This is a genomic window from Stenotrophomonas sp. B2 (genome assembly GCF_014947095.1).
GTDB classification, from domain to species: Bacteria; Pseudomonadota; Gammaproteobacteria; order Xanthomonadales; family Xanthomonadaceae; genus Stenotrophomonas; species Stenotrophomonas maltophilia_P.
Genome location: NZ_JADCQA010000008.1, coordinates 14,954 through 29,808, shown reverse-complemented (window position 1 = coordinate 29,808; position 14,855 = coordinate 14,954). Strand labels below are relative to the sequence as shown.

Genomic DNA, 14,855 nt, shown 5'->3' with positions numbered 1-14,855 from the left:
ACCGCAGGAGTTCGCCTTGTCCGGATATTGCCTGATCGCCCCCGGCCACCCGGTGCACGACTACTACCACGCGCACGAGTACGGCTTCCCGCAGCGCGACGAACGCGAGCTGTTCGAGCGGCTGGTGCTGGAGATCAACCAGGCCGGCCTGAGCTGGGAGACCATCCTGAAGAAGCGGGAAGGATTCCGCGCGGCCTACGATGCCTTCGACGTGGACCGGGTCGCGGCCTATGCCGAGCAGGACATCGAGCGCCTGCTCTCGGACCCGGGCATCATCCGCAACCGCCTGAAGGTGCTTGCCGCGATCCACAACGCACAGGTGATCCAGCAGCTGCGTGCGGACCACGGCAGCTTCGCCGCCTGGCTGGACGCGCATCACCCACGCAGCAAGGCCGACTGGGTGAAGCTGTTCAAGAAGACCTTCCGCTTCACCGGCGGCGAGATCACCGGCGAATTCCTGATGAGCCTGGGCTACCTGCCGGGTGCGCACGCCGCGGACTGCCCGGTGCATGCGCGGCTGCTGAAGCTGTCACCGCCCTGGCTGCAGGCCGTCGCCCGCTGAACCGGACCCGCCGGGCATGGCCCGGGGCTACCACCCGCTGATCTGCATCCGCCGGGCATGGCGCGGCGCTACCACGTACCAGTTCCGGTAGCGCCGGGCCATGCCCGGCGAACGCGGAAGGCGCGCTCACACGCCCATGTAACGGCCGGGCCGGTGGTTGAACATCAGCACCAGGCTGAGCACCACCGCGCCGATCGCCGAATACATCACCTTGGACGGCGAAAGCACGAAGAACGCGGCGATCATCAGACAGGCATCGTAGGACATCTGCACCTTGCCGGCGCTCCAGCCACGGGTGCGCTGCAGGTAGACCGCCAGGATGCCGATGCCGCCCAGGCTGGCACGGTGGCGGATGAAGAACAGGATGCCCAGCCCCGACAGCGCGCCGCCGACGATCGCCGAGTACAGCGGATGGATGTGCGAGAAATCGATCCAGCGCGGCAGCAGATCGGTCAGTACGCCGCAGGCGGTAACCGCGGCAAAGGTCTTCAGGGTGAACTCCCAGCCCATGCGCCGCAGCGCCACCCAGTAGAAGGGCAGATTGACCAGCACGAACACCAGCCCGAAGTTCCAGCCCATGGAGTAGTGCAGCAGGAAGGCCATGCCGGCCATGCCGCCGATCATCAGCCCGCCCTTGGCAAAGATGGCCAGGCCCAGCGAGGCCACCATCGTCGCCAGCACCATGCCCTGCACGTCCTCGGCCACCGAGTGGCGCAGCGCTTTCTCGTCGGCGGTGGTACCGGCGCTGTCCGGCGGCGGAGTCAACGGACCGGCGGTGACCAGGTGGCCGTCAGCGTCGTCGCACGGCGCGGGGCCATGGGAAGGATGGGACATGCGAGTGGGGGGACAGCGGGGGGAGGCGGTATTAGACACGATCCGCATGACAGTTGCAGATGAAATCGTTCAGCTGGATGCGCCGCCCTGCCTGAGGGCTCCCCGGAAAGCATCAGCCTGCGCGGCAGCGGGCAGCGGCGGCGCCGTATCATTCCCGCATGCCGCGCGAAAACCTCAACGACCTGCAGGCCTTTGTCCACGTCGCCCGCGAGGGCAGCTTCACCCGCGCGGCCGCCCAGCTGGGTGTCTCCCAGTCCGCGCTCAGCCACGCCATGCGCGGCCTCGAAGAGCGGCTCGGGGTGCGCCTGCTGACCCGGACCACCCGCAGCGTCTCCACCACCGAGGCTGGCGCCCGCCTGCTCGCCACGCTGGCACCACGCCTGGCCGAGATCGAGCACGAACTGGCCGCGTTGGCCGAGTACCGAGACCGCCCCGCCGGGACCATCCGCATCAACGCCACCGGCCACGCCGCTGAGTATCTGGCGTGGCCGCGGCTGGCCCCCCTGCTGCAGCGCTTCCCCGACCTGAAGATCGAATTGACCACCGACTATGGCCTGGCCGACATCGTCGCCGAGCGCTATGACATCGGCATCCGCCTCGGCGAGCGCCTGGCACGCGACATGATCGCCGTGCCCATCAGCCCCCCGCTGCGGATGCGCGTGGTCGGTGCCCCGGGTTACTTCCGTCAGCACGCCGCCCCCGCGCATCCGCACGACCTGGCCAGCCACAACTGCATCACCCTGCGCCTGCCCACCCATGGCGGACTGATGCCATGGGACTTCGGCCAGGATGGCCACGAACTGAGCGTGCGCGTGAGCGGGCAGTGGACCTTCAACACGATGGGCATGACCCGCAGCGCGGCACTGGCCGGCAGCGGGCTGGCCTGGCTGCCGGAAGACCAGGTCCTGCCGATGCTGGACGATGGGCGCCTGCAATCGGTGCTGGACGACTGGTGCCCCCCGTTCGATGGCTACTACGCGTACTACCCCTCGCGCCACCACGTGACCCTGGCGATGCGCACTGTGCTCGATGCCCTGCGCGGGCCGATGATGGACCGATGAGTGCGGGCCCAAGGCCCGCACCCACCACGATCAGCCCTTGACCTGCGCCGCACGCTGGGCGTTGTAGCGCTCGCCGACGATCGACACTTCATCCAGCGCCTGCGCGATGCGCTGCCGTTCTTCGCTCGACAGCTGCAGGTCCACCGCTCCCAGGTTCTCTTCCAGGCGATGCACCTTGGTGGTACCCGGAATCGGCACGATCCAGTCCGCCTGCGCCAGCAGCCAGGCCAATGCCACCTGTGCCGGGGTGGCACCGCGGGCGGCGGCAATGGCGCCGATCCGGTCCACCAGCACCTGGTTCGCCCGGCGCGCTTCGACTTCAAACCGCGGCACGGTGTTGCGGAAGTCGTCGGCCTCGAACGTGGTCTCTGCATTGATCGTACCGGTCAGGAAGCCCCGGCCCAGCGGACTGAACGGTACGAAGCCGATGCCCAGCTCCTGCAGGGTCGGCAGCAGTTCGCGCTCCGGCTCGCGCCACCACAGCGAGTACTCGCTCTGCACCGCAGCCACCGGCTGCACGGCATGTGCGCGGCGCACGGTGGCGGCACTCGCTTCGGAGAGCCCGAAGTGGCCGACCTTGCCTTCGGCAATCAGGTCGCGCACGGTACCGGCGACGTCCTCGATCGGCACGTTGGGATCGACACGGTGCTGGTAGAACAGATCGATGTGGTCGGTACGCAGGCGCTTGAGGCTGGCTTCGGCCACGGCACGGATGTTCTCCGGGCGGCTGTCCAGCCCGGTATCGGCCTGGGCATTGCGGAAACCGAACTTGGTGGCGATCACCAGCCGGTCCCGATGCGGCGCCAGCGCCCTGCCCAGCAGTGCCTCGTTGGTGTACGGGCCGTACACCTCGGCCGTGTCGAAGAAGGTGACCCCGCGCTCCACGGCTGCGTGCAGCAGCGCGACGCCCTGCTCCAGTTCCACGGGCTTGCCGTAGCTGTGGCTCAGGCCCATGCAGCCCAGGCCGAGGGCGGAAACCTTCAGGCCGCTGCGGCCGAGTTCACGTGTCTGCATTGTCATGCTCCAGAGGGGGAGCGCTGACGATACGCCTGCGGCCCCATCGGATTGAACCGGCTGCGCCGCAGTCGGTCATGACTGGATTTCATGAATCCGCCCGACCCGGTGACCTTCCGCGGCGCCGGGCGATGCCCGGCTGCCGTCCCCTGCTGCTTCAGCGGATCTCGGAGATTTCCACGCCGTCCAGCCCCTGCGACAGGGTGCGCGCGTCACCGCCCTGACTCAGCTTGATGCGCAGCCGCACTTCATTCTGCGAATCGGCATACCGCAGCGCATCCTCGTAGCTGATCTCACCGGCCTGGTACAGCTCGAACAGGCTCTGGTCGAAGGTCTTCATGCCCAGCTGGACCGATTCCTTCATCACTTCCTTCAGCTTGTGGATCTCGCCGTCGCGGATGTAGTCCTGCACCAGCGGCGTGCCCAGCAGGATCTCCATCGCAACCTTGCGCGAGCGGCCATCCGGGGACGGCACCAGCTGCTGGGCGACCACGCCCTTGAGGTTCAGCGACAGGTCCATCAGCAGCTGGTTGCGACGGTCTTCCGGGAAGAAGTTGATGATGCGGTCCATCGCCTGGTTGGCGTTGTTGGCATGCAGCGTCGCCAGCACCAGGTGGCCGGTCTCGGCGAAGGCGATGGCGTGGTCCATGCCTTCGCGGGTACGCACCTCACCAATCATGATCACGTCCGGCGCCTGGCGCAGCGTGTTCTTCAGCGCGGCCTCCCAGCTGTCGGTATCGATGCCCACTTCGCGCTGGGTGATGATGCAGCCCTCGTGCTTGTGCACGAACTCGATCGGATCCTCGATGGTGATGATGTGGCCGGTGGAATTCTGGTTGCGATAGCCGATCATCGCTGCCAGCGACGTCGACTTGCCGGTACCGGTCGCACCGACGAACAGGATGATGCCGCGCTTGGTCATCGCCAGCGTCTTGATGATCGGCGGCAGGCTCAGTTCTTCCACGGTCGGGATGCGCGTCTCGATGCGACGCAGCACCATGCCCACCTGGTTGCGCTGATAGAAGCAGCTCACGCGGAAACGGCCGACACCGGACAGGCCGATGGCGAAGTTGCATTCGTGGGTCTTCTCGAACTCCTCGCGCTGTGCCGGCGTCATCACGTTCAGCACCAGGTCGCGGCTCTGCTGCGGCGTCAGGGGGGTCTGCGTGATCGGCGCGATCTTGCCATTGACCTTCATCGCCGGCGGCATGCCCGCGGTGATGAACAGGTCCGAGGCGCGCTGGTGCGCCATCAGCTTGAGGAAGGAGGTGAAATCGATGGTGGTGGCGGTGGTGTTCACGGCAGGCTCCCAGGAGGCATGTGCCAGGCTTCAGTCGATGGTCGGAACATCGCGGAGTCGCCGGCGCGGTCGCGCGCCGGGGCCCGCTTCTGCCTTGCCTTACTCGAACAGTCGCTTGTCCTTGGCGTACTCGCGCGCCTGGTTGCGGGTGATCAGGCTGCGCTTGACCAGGTCCTGCAGGTGCTGGTCGAGCGTCATCATGCCCTGCTGCTGACCGGTCTGGATCGCCGAGTACATCTGCGCCACCTTGTCTTCGCGGATCAGATTGCGGATGGCCGGCGTGCCCACCATGATCTCCCACGCTGCGGTACGGCCGCCGCCCACCTTCTTCAACAGTGCCTGCGAGATCACCGCGCGCAGCGACTCGGACAGCATCGAGCGCACCATCGGCTTCTCGCCGGCCGGGAACACGTCGATGATGCGGTCGATGGTCTTGGCCGCCGAACTGGTGTGCAGGGTGCCGAACACCAGGTGGCCGGTCTCCGCGGCGGTCAGTGCCAGGCGGATGGTTTCCAGGTCGCGCAGTTCGCCGACCAGGATGATGTCCGGGTCTTCTCGCAGTGCCGAGCGCAGTGCCTCGTTGAAGCCATGCGTATCACGGTGTACTTCGCGCTGGTTGATCAGGCACTTCTGCGAGGTGTGCACGAACTCGATCGGATCCTCGACAGTGAGGATGTGGCCGTATTCGCTCTTGTTGATGTAGTCGATCATCGCGGCCAGCGTGGTCGACTTGCCCGAACCGGTCGGGCCGGTCACCAGGATCAGGCCCTGCGGCTGCTGGATCAGTTCGCGGAAGATCGGCGGGCAGGCCAGATCCTCCAGCGTCAGAACCTCCGACGGAATGGTACGGAACACCGCGCCCGCACCCCGGTTCTGGTTGAACGCATTCACGCGGAAACGTGCCAGCGACGGGATCTCGAACGAGAAGTCCACTTCGAGGAATTCCTCGTAGTCGCGGCGCTGCTTGTCGGACATGATGTCGTACACCAGCGCATGGACCTGCTTGTGGTCCAGTGCCGGGATGTTGATGCGGCGAACGTCGCCGTCCACGCGGATCATCGGCGGCAGGCCTGCGGACAGGTGCAGGTCGGACGCTTTGTTCTTTACGGAAAACGCCAACAGCTCGGCGATATCCATGAGCGGCTACTCCCCAATAACGGCTTCGACTGGAAGGATCTTTCCCCGGGCGGCAGTATAGCCTCCTGATCGATTGGAACGCGTTACGTGGCCACTGCCCTGCCCCAGATCCTGAGCACCCTGCACGCTGCGGCGGAGGCCGCCGGACGTGCGCCGCCGCGCCTGCTGGCGGTCTCCAAGACCCAACCGGCCGAGGCCGTGGCCGCCCTTGCTGCACAGGGCCAGCGCGCCTTCGGCGAAAACTACGTGCAGGAGGCGCTGGCCAAGATGCAGGCGCTGCAGCACCTCGACCTGGAATGGCACCTGATCGGCCATCTGCAGTCCAACAAGGCCGAAGCGGTGGCCACGCATTTCGACTGGGTTCAGAGCGTGGACCGTCCCAAGCTGGTGACTGCGCTGGCCCGCCATCGACCGGCGGCGCGCGGAGCGCTGAACGTGCTGATCCAGGTCAACATCGATGATGAATCGAGCAAGCACGGCTGCGCGCCAGAGGACGTCCAGGCCCTGGCCGAGGCCATCGCCGCCGAGCCTGGCCTGCGGTTGCGGGGTCTGATGGCGATCCCGGCGCCGTGGCCGGAGGCGGAACGCCGCCGCGACGCATTCGTGCGCATGCGCACACTTTTCCAGACACTGGCCGACCGCTTCCCGCAGGTCGATACCCTTTCGATGGGCATGAGCAGCGACTACACCGAGGCCATCGCCGAAGGCGCCACCCTGGTGCGCATCGGCACCGCCCTGTTCGGCGCCCGTCCGCGGCCGGCCTGACATTCCGAGGAGACTTCCATGGCAGCAGATTCCATCACCTTCATCGGCGGCGGCAACATGGCACGCAGCCTGATCGCCGGCCTGATCCGCCAGGGCGTGCCTGCCACGCGCATCCACGTGGCCGAGCCGGTCGCCGCCGTGCGCGATGCGCTTGCCAGCGACTTCGGCGTGCATACCCACGACAGCGCCAGCGCGGCCGCCGCGCAGGGCCAGACCTGGCTGCTGGCGGTCAAGCCACAGGTACTGCGCGACGTCTGCCAGTCGCTGCAGCCGCTGGCGCAGGACAACCGACCGCTGGTGGTCTCGATCGCCGCCGGCATCACCAGCACGCAGCTGCAGCGCTGGCTGGGCGGCACGTTGCCGGTGGTGCGCGCGATGCCCAACACGCCCGCGCTGATCGGTGCCGGCGTCACCGGTCTGTACGCAACACCGGCAGTGGATGCACCGCAGCGGGCCCAGGCCGAGCACCTGCTGGCCAGTGCCGGACGCACGGTATGGATCGACAGCGAGCCGTTGATGGATTCGGTCACCGCTGTCTCCGGCAGCGGTCCGGCCTATGTGTTCCTGCTCGCCGAAGCGATGGAAGCGGCAGGCATCGCCCAGGGTCTGCCCGCCGACGCCGCACGCACGCTGGTGGTGCAGACGCTGCTGGGCGCCTCGCGCATGCTCGATGAAGCGGGCGAAAGTCCCGCCGAGCTGCGCCGCCGCGTGACCTCGCCCAACGGCACCACCCAGGCTGCGATCGAAAGCTTCCAGGCCGGCGGCTTCGAGGCACTGGTGGATGCCGCGCTGCGCGCCGCACAGGTGCGCGGCCAGGAACTGTCAGCGGCAAACGACTGATTCCTTGGGGTCAGATCCCTCTGCCGGGGCAAAGGGATCTGACCCCATCTCCCCCGATGCTCATTGCCCCAACGTGGTCATGACGAAGTCGACGAAGCACTGCAGGCGCGGGCGCGGGCGACGGTCCGGCAGATAGATCAGGTGCATCGGCCGCGGCGCCGGCAGATGGTCGCGCAGCAGCGGTTTCAGCCGGCCCGCAGCGATCTCAGTGGCCAGCAGCGCCGTCGGTTGCAGAATCAATCCGGCACCCGCCACGGCAGCCTCGCGCAGCGCGAAGCCGTCATTGCTGGTGAGCCGTGCCTCCCAGTCCACATGCTCGCCACTGGCCAGCTGCCAACCGTGCCCGCCACGCCACGCCAGGTGGCTCAGACAATCGTGCCCCTGCAGATCCGCGGGCGTCCGCGGCGTGCCTCGACGGCGAAGGTACGACGGCGCTGCGCACAGGCTCATCGCATAGGGAGGCAGCGGACGCGCCACGATGTCCGCCGAGGGCAGCGGACCGACCCGGATCGCCGCGTCGAAGCCGTCTTCGATCAGGTCCACCCGCCGATTGCTCAGATCCAGTTCGATGTTCAGCAGCGGCTGTGCACGCAGCAGTTCGGCCAACCGGGGCGCCAGCACGCAGCTGCCCCAGGTGGTGGGAGCACTGACCCGCAACACACCGCGCGGCTGCAGCTGCAGGCCGGCCACGTCCGCCTCGGCCTGCTGCACCTGTTCCAGCACCTGCCGGCAACCGGCCAGATAGGCGCTGCCCGCTTCGGTCAGGCGCTGCCGCCGCGTGTTCCGCTGCAACAGCGCGGTGCCGAGGTGGCTTTCCAGCTGCTGGATGTACTTGCCCACCATCACCGCAGACACCTGCAGGTGCTCGGCGGCAGCGGCGAAACTCCCGCGCTCGGCCACGGCGACGAAGGCCTGCATGCAGCGCAGCATGTCCATTGCTAAGTCCTGATTAGTAATCAGCGAATCATACGCGGCTTACCAAACCGCGTCGTCACGGCGCAGACTGCGCTTCGTCTCCCCCAAGCAAGGAACCGTCATGAAGATTCTTCTCGTGGGCGCCAGCGGCACGCTCGGCCAGGCCGTAGCGCGCCAGCTCGGCCAGCAGCACCAGATCCTGGACGCAGGGCGCAGCAGCGGCACGCTGCGCGTCGATCTGACCGACGATGCCAGCGTCAACGAACTGTTTGCCCGCACCGGCGCGGTCGATGCGGTGATTTCCACAACAGGCAAACTGCATTTTGGTCCCCTGCGTGACATGACGCCCGAACGGTTCAACGTCGGCCTGCAGGACAAGCTGCTCGGGCAGGTACGGCTGGCACTGGCCGCCCAGCATCACCTCACCGCCGGTGGCTCGATCACCCTGACCAGCGGCATCGTCAGCGCCCAGCCGATCCGCGACGGCGTCAATGCAACCTCGGTGAACGCCGCGCTGGAAGGATTCGTGCGCGCAGCGGCCCTGGAGCTGCTGCCCCGCGGGCTGCGCATCAATGTCGTCAGCCCGAATGTGCTGGTCGAATCAATGGATGCCTACGCGCCCTACTTCCCCGGCTTTGAAGCGGTCACCGCCCAGCGCGCGGCACTGGCGTACCAGCGCGCGGTGGAAGGCATCCTGAGCGGTGAAACGATCACCGTCTGGTGATGCATGATCCAGCCTGGCGTGCCCTCCGATGTGCCGGGGCCTCAGCCCCAGCGCATCGGACCGTCACCACGTTCCCCGAGGACATCTTCTGGGTTGGCCAGCCGGCAGCGCTTCAGTGACAGGCAGCCGCAACCGATGCACCCGGTCAGTTCGTCACGCAGCAGCTGCAGCATGTGGATGCGCTCATCCAGCTCGGTCCGCCAGCGTGCGGACAGCGTGGCCCAGTCGGCCTTGGTCGGTGCCCTGCCCTGCGGCAGGCTTTCGAAAGCGCGCGCCACCGCCTCCAGCGGCATGCCCACGCGCTGTGCAACGCGTATCACCGCCAGCCGGCGCAGCACGTCGCGGCTGAAGCGGCGCTGGTTGCCCGAGGTACGCAGGCTGCTGATCAGGCCCTTGCGCTCATAGAAGTGCAGTGCGGATACGGCCACGCCGCTGCGCTGCGACACCTCACCCACACTCAGTTCCTGCGACACCATTGCTTGACCTCAACTATAGTTCAGGTGTCATGCTGCGGTCTTCGCCGCCGGATGACAAGCGCGGCCTCCCAGACTTTCCGCATGACCCCGACTCCACCTGCTGCCGACGCCGCCCCTCCTGCCGAAACCTCCATCCTCTCCGCGCGCTATCGTGCGACCACCCTCGGCATGGTCGCCCTGGTTTCGCTGCACGCCTTCGAAGCGCTGGCGGTGGCCGCAGCCATGCCCACCGTCGCCGCCGCGCTTGACGGGCTTCGCCTGTACGCGCTGGCCTTCGGCGGGACCCTCGCCACCAGCGTCATCGGCATGACACTCGCTGGCCTCTGGGCCGACCGGCACGGGCCCGCGCGGCCGCTGTGGTGGGGCCTGGCGTGCTTCGTACTGGGCCTGCTGCTGGCCGGCCTGGCCACGCACATGGGGATACTGGTGGCCGGGCGGCTGCTGCAGGGCCTGGGCGCGGGTGCGATCTCGGTCTCGCTGTATGTGATGGTCGGCCGTACCTACCCCGAACCGCTGCGCCCGAAGGTGTTCGCAGCATTCTCCGCTGGCTGGGTGGTGCCGTCGATGATCGGCCCGGCTGCGAGCGGGCTCATCGTGCAGCACCTGGGCTGGCGGTGGGTGTTCCTGGCCGTGCCGCTGCTGGCGCTACCCGCTGCATTGATGCTGCGACCTGCACTGTCACGCCTGCAGCCCTCGCCTGCGGGCGACAGCGGCAATCGCAGCCGGGTGGTGCGCTGGGCCAGCGGCGCGTCGCTGGCAGCGCTGCTGCTGTATCTCGGCGGGCAGCAGCAAGGGATGGCGGCAGTGCTGTGCATCGCTGTGGCGATGCTTGCGCTGCTGTTCTGCGTGCAGCGGCTGCTGCCCGCCGGCACCTTGCGCCTGCATCGCGGCCTGCCCAGTGTGATCGCCCTGCGCGGCATCGCCGCTGCGGCATTCTTCGCCTGCGAGGCCTACCTGCCACTGCTGCTGCAGCGCGAGCGCGGGCTGTCACCCAGCGGGGCCGGCGCGGTGTTGAGCCTGGGGGCATTGGGCTGGTTCGCCGGGTCGTGGCTGCAGGGCCACCAGCGCAATGGCTGGTCACGCCAGCAGCTGCTGCGCGCGGGAACGCCGCTGATGGCGATCGGTATCGCGGCCACGCTGGCGGTGCTGTTCCGCACGGTACCGCTGCCGGTGGCTCTGATCGGCTGGACGCTGACCGGCTTCGGCATGGGCATGATCTACGCCAGTCTTTCGGTACTGACCCTGTCCCTTTCGGCACCGCACGAACAGGGAGCCAACACCTCGGCGCTGCAGTTGAGCGAGGCGCTGGCGGTCACCACCGCACTGGCCGTCTCCGGCGCGCTGTTTGCCCTGTTCGTGGACGACAGGCCGCACATCGGCTACGTGCTGTGCCTGGCGATCACCCTGGGCCTGGCTCTGCTGTCCACGCTGATTGCACGCCGGGTGTAACGCCATCGGTTGATTCGGCCGGGCGTGGCCCGGCGATCAGTGCGGTCATGGCGTGGCCGCCGCGTCCACGTCATCGATGTCCCGGTGCAGGATGCGGCGCACCTCCAGCACGGCCTGCGGCGATTCCTGCACGCTGTGTCCGGAGATGATGACCTTCTCCGACAGCGCCCCCGGCAGGTGCGCGCTCCAGTACGGCACCAGCCCATCGTCGGATTTCGCCAGCGGCAGTTCCGGTTTTCGCTGGGCGATGATCGAGTGGTACTTCAGGCCTGCTTCGATCGGCAGCTGTGCGGCCGCCTTCACGAACGGATCGCTGGCCTTGAGGTTGTCGATGCTGTTGGGAATCTTCGGCTTGGCGGTGCCGTCAACCTGCTGCTCGGCCTGCGCCAGCGCCAGGAACACATCCTCGAATTTGCCCAGGATGGTCAGCGGCAGGCGCACCAGGCGGCCGATCAGGCGGCCAACCCTGTTGCCGGCGATGTCGGTGCCCTGATGCGGAGCGGCGATGAAGATCGCCCGTTCCACATTCGGCTGCGCCTTGAAGTGCAGCAGCGGGCCCAGCTTGTTCTGCACCCGCTTCAGTCGTTCACCCTTCAGGTCATAGTTGGCCAGCAGGTCGTTCCACAGCACATCGCCCGAGTCGCTCACCAGCAGGCGGGCCAACACGCCGCCCATGCTGTGACCGATGTAGACCATGTCCTTCGATGCGCGCGTGCTGCCATCCGGGTCGAAATGCTTCAGCGTGTCGTTGAATGCAGTAGCGATCTCATAGCGGTTCAGCGCGATCGGCGCGTTGGTCGGGTAATACACCTGCCACACCTGGAACTGCTGGCGCAGCTCGGGATCGCCCATGATCTCGTTGGCCAGGTTCACCCACGCTTCCGGGCTGCTGGCCAGGCCATGCAGCATGAAGATGATGCGGCGGTTCGGATCCCACGGCTGCATCAGGTAGATGTGCGGCTCACCGATACCCTCGCTCATGCCGAACAGCGTGCGCAGCGATTGCCGGGCGAAGCCACTCTGCGCCAGCCACAGGCCGTAGGCGGCAGTGAAGTTGCCGGCCAGCGGCACCTGCTCGCCGTGCAGGGTGATGCGCTCGGTCGCTTCGGGCGAATAGGCGTCCAGCTCGACCCGGCGGGTACGCATCACGTCCTCCAGCGTGCTGCCCTCGAAGCGCAGCAGCGCGGTGACGTTGATCGAGGACATCTCGCTGAACTCCGGCACCGCATCATCATGGCGATGGCGGCGACCACGACGCGCATCGCTGTCGTCGTCCTGCCCGCCGTCCGCCTTCGGGCCATCTGCGGAGACCGCCGGAGCAACCAGCTTCGGCGGGTCCATCACCATCACCAGCTCCGCACCGAAACCGTCGCGTCGATAGGTACTGCGCAGGCCGACGAAGCTGACCGTGCCAGCGGGTACCAGCTGCGCCGGAATGCTCTTCAGGGCCAGCTGCTGGTAGTCGGAGGCCAGCGACCAGCTGCCGACCGTGATCGGCTTCGTATAGTCCTCGCCGGCGAGCGCGGCGGCGCGCGCCCGCACGAACAGAACCACCGCGGCCTTCTCGGCTGCATAGTTGTAGTAGTCGCGCACCTGCGTCTGCCGGTCCTCGAACGCCCGATCGGACGGCGAACGGCCGCTGTAGAACAGGTAGGCGTAGGCATAGCGCGCCGCTTCCAGCCATGCGTCCAGTGCCGCATCGCTCATCGGTGGATCGCCCGCCGCCGTCTTCTTCGGGGTCAGCGCCAACGCTGCCTTCACCCACAGCTCCGACAACGCGGACAGCCGCTGTTCGACGTTGAGATCGTCGGTCATCAACAGCGTGCTGCGACAGACCACGAAGTCCTTCTCGCACTGCGACTCATCCAGCCCGGCTGCACTCAGCGTTTCCCGGGCCGCCGGGCTGAGCCTGCCGGTGTTGAGCACATCGGCACGCTTGTTGACCAGCGAGTCACTGGATTTCACCTGCTTGACGGTGACCATCGCGCAGCCGCTGCCGGCCAGCAGCATGAAGATCGCCAGCGACGCCGGCAGCACGCGCTGCCAGCGGGAAAGCATGGACATGAGCATCACTGCGGGTCCTGCTCGGTGCCGGGCACGCCCTGGCGGATCACGGTGGAAAAGTTGCCGCCGTCACCCAGGTCCAGCGCGCGCTGGGTGATCCGGCCCTTGGCATGCAGCACTGCGTACGGCACCCCCGGCGTCAATGCCCCGACCTCCTGCGCGTACTCGGCCAGATAGCCGGACAGCAGCAGGCGGTAGTCCAGCGGCAGCCGCGGCGCGATATGCCTGGCCAGATCGAAGACGATGGTGGTGCAGTTGCTGGTCAGCGTGTTGTAGAAGCCGGGCTTCGCATCCAGCTCGCGCGCCTGCGCGATGTAGGCAGCGAACAGTTCCTTCAACTGTGCGCGGTCCATGCCATGCAGGCGGTACAGATAGACATCCTCGCCACGCGCGTTGGTACGCGTGCGGATGATGTCGGTCTCTTCGGAGGCCACCAGGGTCATCTCGAACTTGCGGAAGAATCCCCCCAGTGCCGAGAACGATTCCCCGCGTTCCTTGCGGATCTCCAGCGAGAACACGACATGGCGGCCATCGTCGAAGCCGAACGAGATCAGGGTGTGGGCGATCGCCGGCCCCATCCAGTACGAAAGCACCAGGTCGGCCGAACGCAGCTGGTCCAGGTCGTACGTGCGGCGCACCCAGCGCGCGTCATAGTCGGTTTCGCTGCGCCAGGTGAAATCGCGCACGTTGTCCAGCACCACATGCCGCCCATCGAAGGAGACCACGTGCAGGCGTTGCGCTACGTCATCGGCCCAGACGCGATCCTGGCGCGGGGTCAGCAGCATCCACCACCCCAGCGCCAGGGCCAGCGCCACGCCGAAGGCCATGCCGAGCCGTCGCGTGCCATGGCCACGGGCAACCCGCCAGGACGCCCACAGGGCGGACAGCACCCACAGTACCGCCACGGCCGACGCCAGCCAGCCCGGCCCCGGCAGCTGATAGAGCAGCAGGCCAGCCACCCACAGTGCCAGCAGTGCCATCACACTTCCTGTCATCCAACGTCCTGCGGCTTTCACTGGCGTCCTGTCGTGGTCCCGGGGGCGCATAGTTAGCCACAAGCGGGTTCGCCCTGGCATCTACGGCCCGTTCAGGCTGCTGGGTGCACCGTCTGCAACGCGGTTTTCCACATACCGTTCCCTCTTCCAGGAGCATCGATGGGCATTACCTCCGTGGCCGGTGTTGCGGTCCAACCCCAGCACAGCGCCCGCTGTCATTGCGGTACGGTCGAACTGCTGCTGGACCTGCCGGACGGCATCGTCGACCCGCGCCGCTGCGACTGTTCGATGTGCCGCCGCCGCGGCGCCATCGCCGCCAGCGTCGCCCTCGCAGGGCTGCAGGTGGTGCGAGGGCGGGACCATCTGCGGCTGTACCAGTTCAACACGCATGTGGCCGAGCACTACTTCTGCGATGTGTGCGGCATCTACACCCACCACCGTCGGCGTTCGAACCCCGACCAGTACGGCTACAACGTCGCCTGCCTGGAGGGCATCGATCCCTTCGCGCTGGGCGTGATTCCGGTCAGCGATGGCGTGAACCATCCGGCCGACCGCCCGGCCTAGTGCCGGGTACGGCGTGTCGGCGCGGTGACCTTCTGCCAGGGCGCCATGCCGCTGCGGCCGGCCCGCGCGGGGCGTTTGCGCCAGGGCCGGCGTGGCGCGGGCTCCGCTTGAACGGGGCGCGGCGGAGGCGCGGGCCGGCGTGCAGGCCAGAGATG

General features: G+C 67.4%; 15 protein-coding genes. 7 read left to right on the top strand and 8 right to left on the bottom strand.

All coding sequences use genetic code 11. The features are described 5' to 3' along the window. The first annotated feature begins 16 nt into the window (after positions 1 to 16). The gene (locus IMX13_RS11010; RefSeq protein ID WP_053519397.1) at positions 17 to 562 is read left to right on the top strand and encodes a DNA-3-methyladenine glycosylase I; all 546 of its coding nucleotides are present in this window, start codon (positions 17 to 19) and stop codon (positions 560 to 562) included. A 126-nt stretch (positions 563 to 688) separates the two neighbouring features. Here IMX13_RS11010 and IMX13_RS11005 read toward each other — a convergent pair whose 3' ends face one another. Beyond that, positions 689 to 1,396, bottom strand: a complete 708-nt coding sequence (locus IMX13_RS11005) for a YitT family protein (RefSeq protein ID WP_053519265.1) — start codon at positions 1,394 to 1,396, stop codon at positions 689 to 691. 158 nt (positions 1,397 to 1,554) lie between these two features. Here IMX13_RS11005 and IMX13_RS11000 point away from each other — a divergent pair, with 158 nt between their 5' ends. Next, positions 1,555 to 2,457, top strand: a complete 903-nt coding sequence (locus IMX13_RS11000) for a LysR family transcriptional regulator (RefSeq protein ID WP_053519263.1) — start codon at positions 1,555 to 1,557, stop codon at positions 2,455 to 2,457. Between the two features lie 30 nt (positions 2,458 to 2,487). On the opposite strand, the gene IMX13_RS10995 is transcribed toward IMX13_RS11000, so the two are convergent. The 3 genes from IMX13_RS10995 to IMX13_RS10985 all read right to left on the bottom strand — a co-directional run bounded on the left by IMX13_RS10995 (position 2,488) and on the right by IMX13_RS10985 (position 5,908). Then, a complete protein-coding gene (locus tag IMX13_RS10995; RefSeq protein WP_053519261.1) occupies positions 2,488 to 3,471 on the bottom strand; it encodes an aldo/keto reductase in 984 nt (327 codons plus the stop codon). A gap of 157 nt (positions 3,472 to 3,628) precedes the next feature. Beyond that, positions 3,629 to 4,771 (bottom strand): PilT/PilU family type 4a pilus ATPase, encoded by a 1,143-nt coding sequence (locus IMX13_RS10990; protein WP_074900446.1) that lies wholly within the window; start codon positions 4,769 to 4,771, stop codon positions 3,629 to 3,631. A gap of 99 nt (positions 4,772 to 4,870) precedes the next feature. Then, entirely contained in the window at positions 4,871 to 5,908 is a 1,038-nt protein-coding gene (locus tag IMX13_RS10985; protein ID WP_053519259.1) for a type IV pilus twitching motility protein PilT, read from the bottom strand. A gap of 87 nt (positions 5,909 to 5,995) precedes the next feature. On the opposite strand from IMX13_RS10985, the gene IMX13_RS10980 reads away from it, so the two are divergent. Both IMX13_RS10980 and proC read left to right on the top strand, forming a co-directional pair. Then, positions 5,996 to 6,673: a YggS family pyridoxal phosphate-dependent enzyme gene (locus IMX13_RS10980; protein ID WP_128989763.1), complete on the top strand. Its 678-nt coding sequence runs from the start codon at positions 5,996 to 5,998 to the stop codon at positions 6,671 to 6,673. Between the two features lie 18 nt (positions 6,674 to 6,691). Continuing rightward, complete coding sequence (gene proC / locus IMX13_RS10975) at positions 6,692 to 7,513, top strand: pyrroline-5-carboxylate reductase (RefSeq protein WP_193396367.1); 822 nt, start codon at positions 6,692 to 6,694, stop codon at positions 7,511 to 7,513. A gap of 60 nt (positions 7,514 to 7,573) precedes the next feature. Here proC and IMX13_RS10970 read toward each other — a convergent pair whose 3' ends face one another. Further along, positions 7,574 to 8,449 carry a LysR family transcriptional regulator gene (locus IMX13_RS10970; protein ID WP_111187135.1) on the bottom strand — a complete coding sequence of 292 codons (876 nt, stop codon included), beginning with the start codon at positions 8,447 to 8,449 and terminating at the stop codon, positions 7,574 to 7,576. Between the two features lie 100 nt (positions 8,450 to 8,549). Here IMX13_RS10970 and IMX13_RS10965 point away from each other — a divergent pair, with 100 nt between their 5' ends. Beyond that, positions 8,550 to 9,152 (top strand): short chain dehydrogenase, encoded by a 603-nt coding sequence (locus IMX13_RS10965; RefSeq protein ID WP_193396366.1) that lies wholly within the window; start codon positions 8,550 to 8,552, stop codon positions 9,150 to 9,152. 41 nt (positions 9,153 to 9,193) lie between these two features. On the opposite strand, the gene soxR is transcribed toward IMX13_RS10965, so the two are convergent. Further along, a complete protein-coding gene (gene soxR, locus IMX13_RS10960; protein WP_053519250.1) occupies positions 9,194 to 9,628 on the bottom strand; it encodes a redox-sensitive transcriptional activator SoxR in 435 nt (144 codons plus the stop codon). Positions 9,629 to 9,709: 81 nt separating this feature from the next. On the opposite strand from soxR, the gene IMX13_RS10955 reads away from it, so the two are divergent. Then, a complete protein-coding gene (locus tag IMX13_RS10955) occupies positions 9,710 to 11,077 on the top strand; it encodes an MFS transporter (protein ID WP_193396365.1) in 1,368 nt (455 codons plus the stop codon). Between the two features lie 45 nt (positions 11,078 to 11,122). Here the strand turns inward: IMX13_RS10955 and IMX13_RS10950 are convergent, their stop codons facing one another. Continuing rightward, positions 11,123 to 13,147, bottom strand: coding sequence for an alpha/beta hydrolase (locus IMX13_RS10950; RefSeq protein ID WP_193396364.1), 2,025 nt, complete (start codon positions 13,145 to 13,147; stop codon positions 11,123 to 11,125). Beyond that, positions 13,147 to 14,121 (bottom strand): DUF4105 domain-containing protein, encoded by a 975-nt coding sequence (locus tag IMX13_RS10945; protein WP_053519243.1) that lies wholly within the window; start codon positions 14,119 to 14,121, stop codon positions 13,147 to 13,149. The genes IMX13_RS10950 and IMX13_RS10945 overlap by 1 nt, the downstream gene beginning before the upstream one ends. A 174-nt stretch (positions 14,122 to 14,295) precedes the next feature. Here IMX13_RS10945 and IMX13_RS10940 point away from each other — a divergent pair, with 174 nt between their 5' ends. After that, complete coding sequence (locus IMX13_RS10940; protein ID WP_053519241.1) at positions 14,296 to 14,700, top strand: GFA family protein; 405 nt, start codon at positions 14,296 to 14,298, stop codon at positions 14,698 to 14,700. The last annotated feature ends 155 nt before the right edge of the window (positions 14,701 to 14,855 follow it).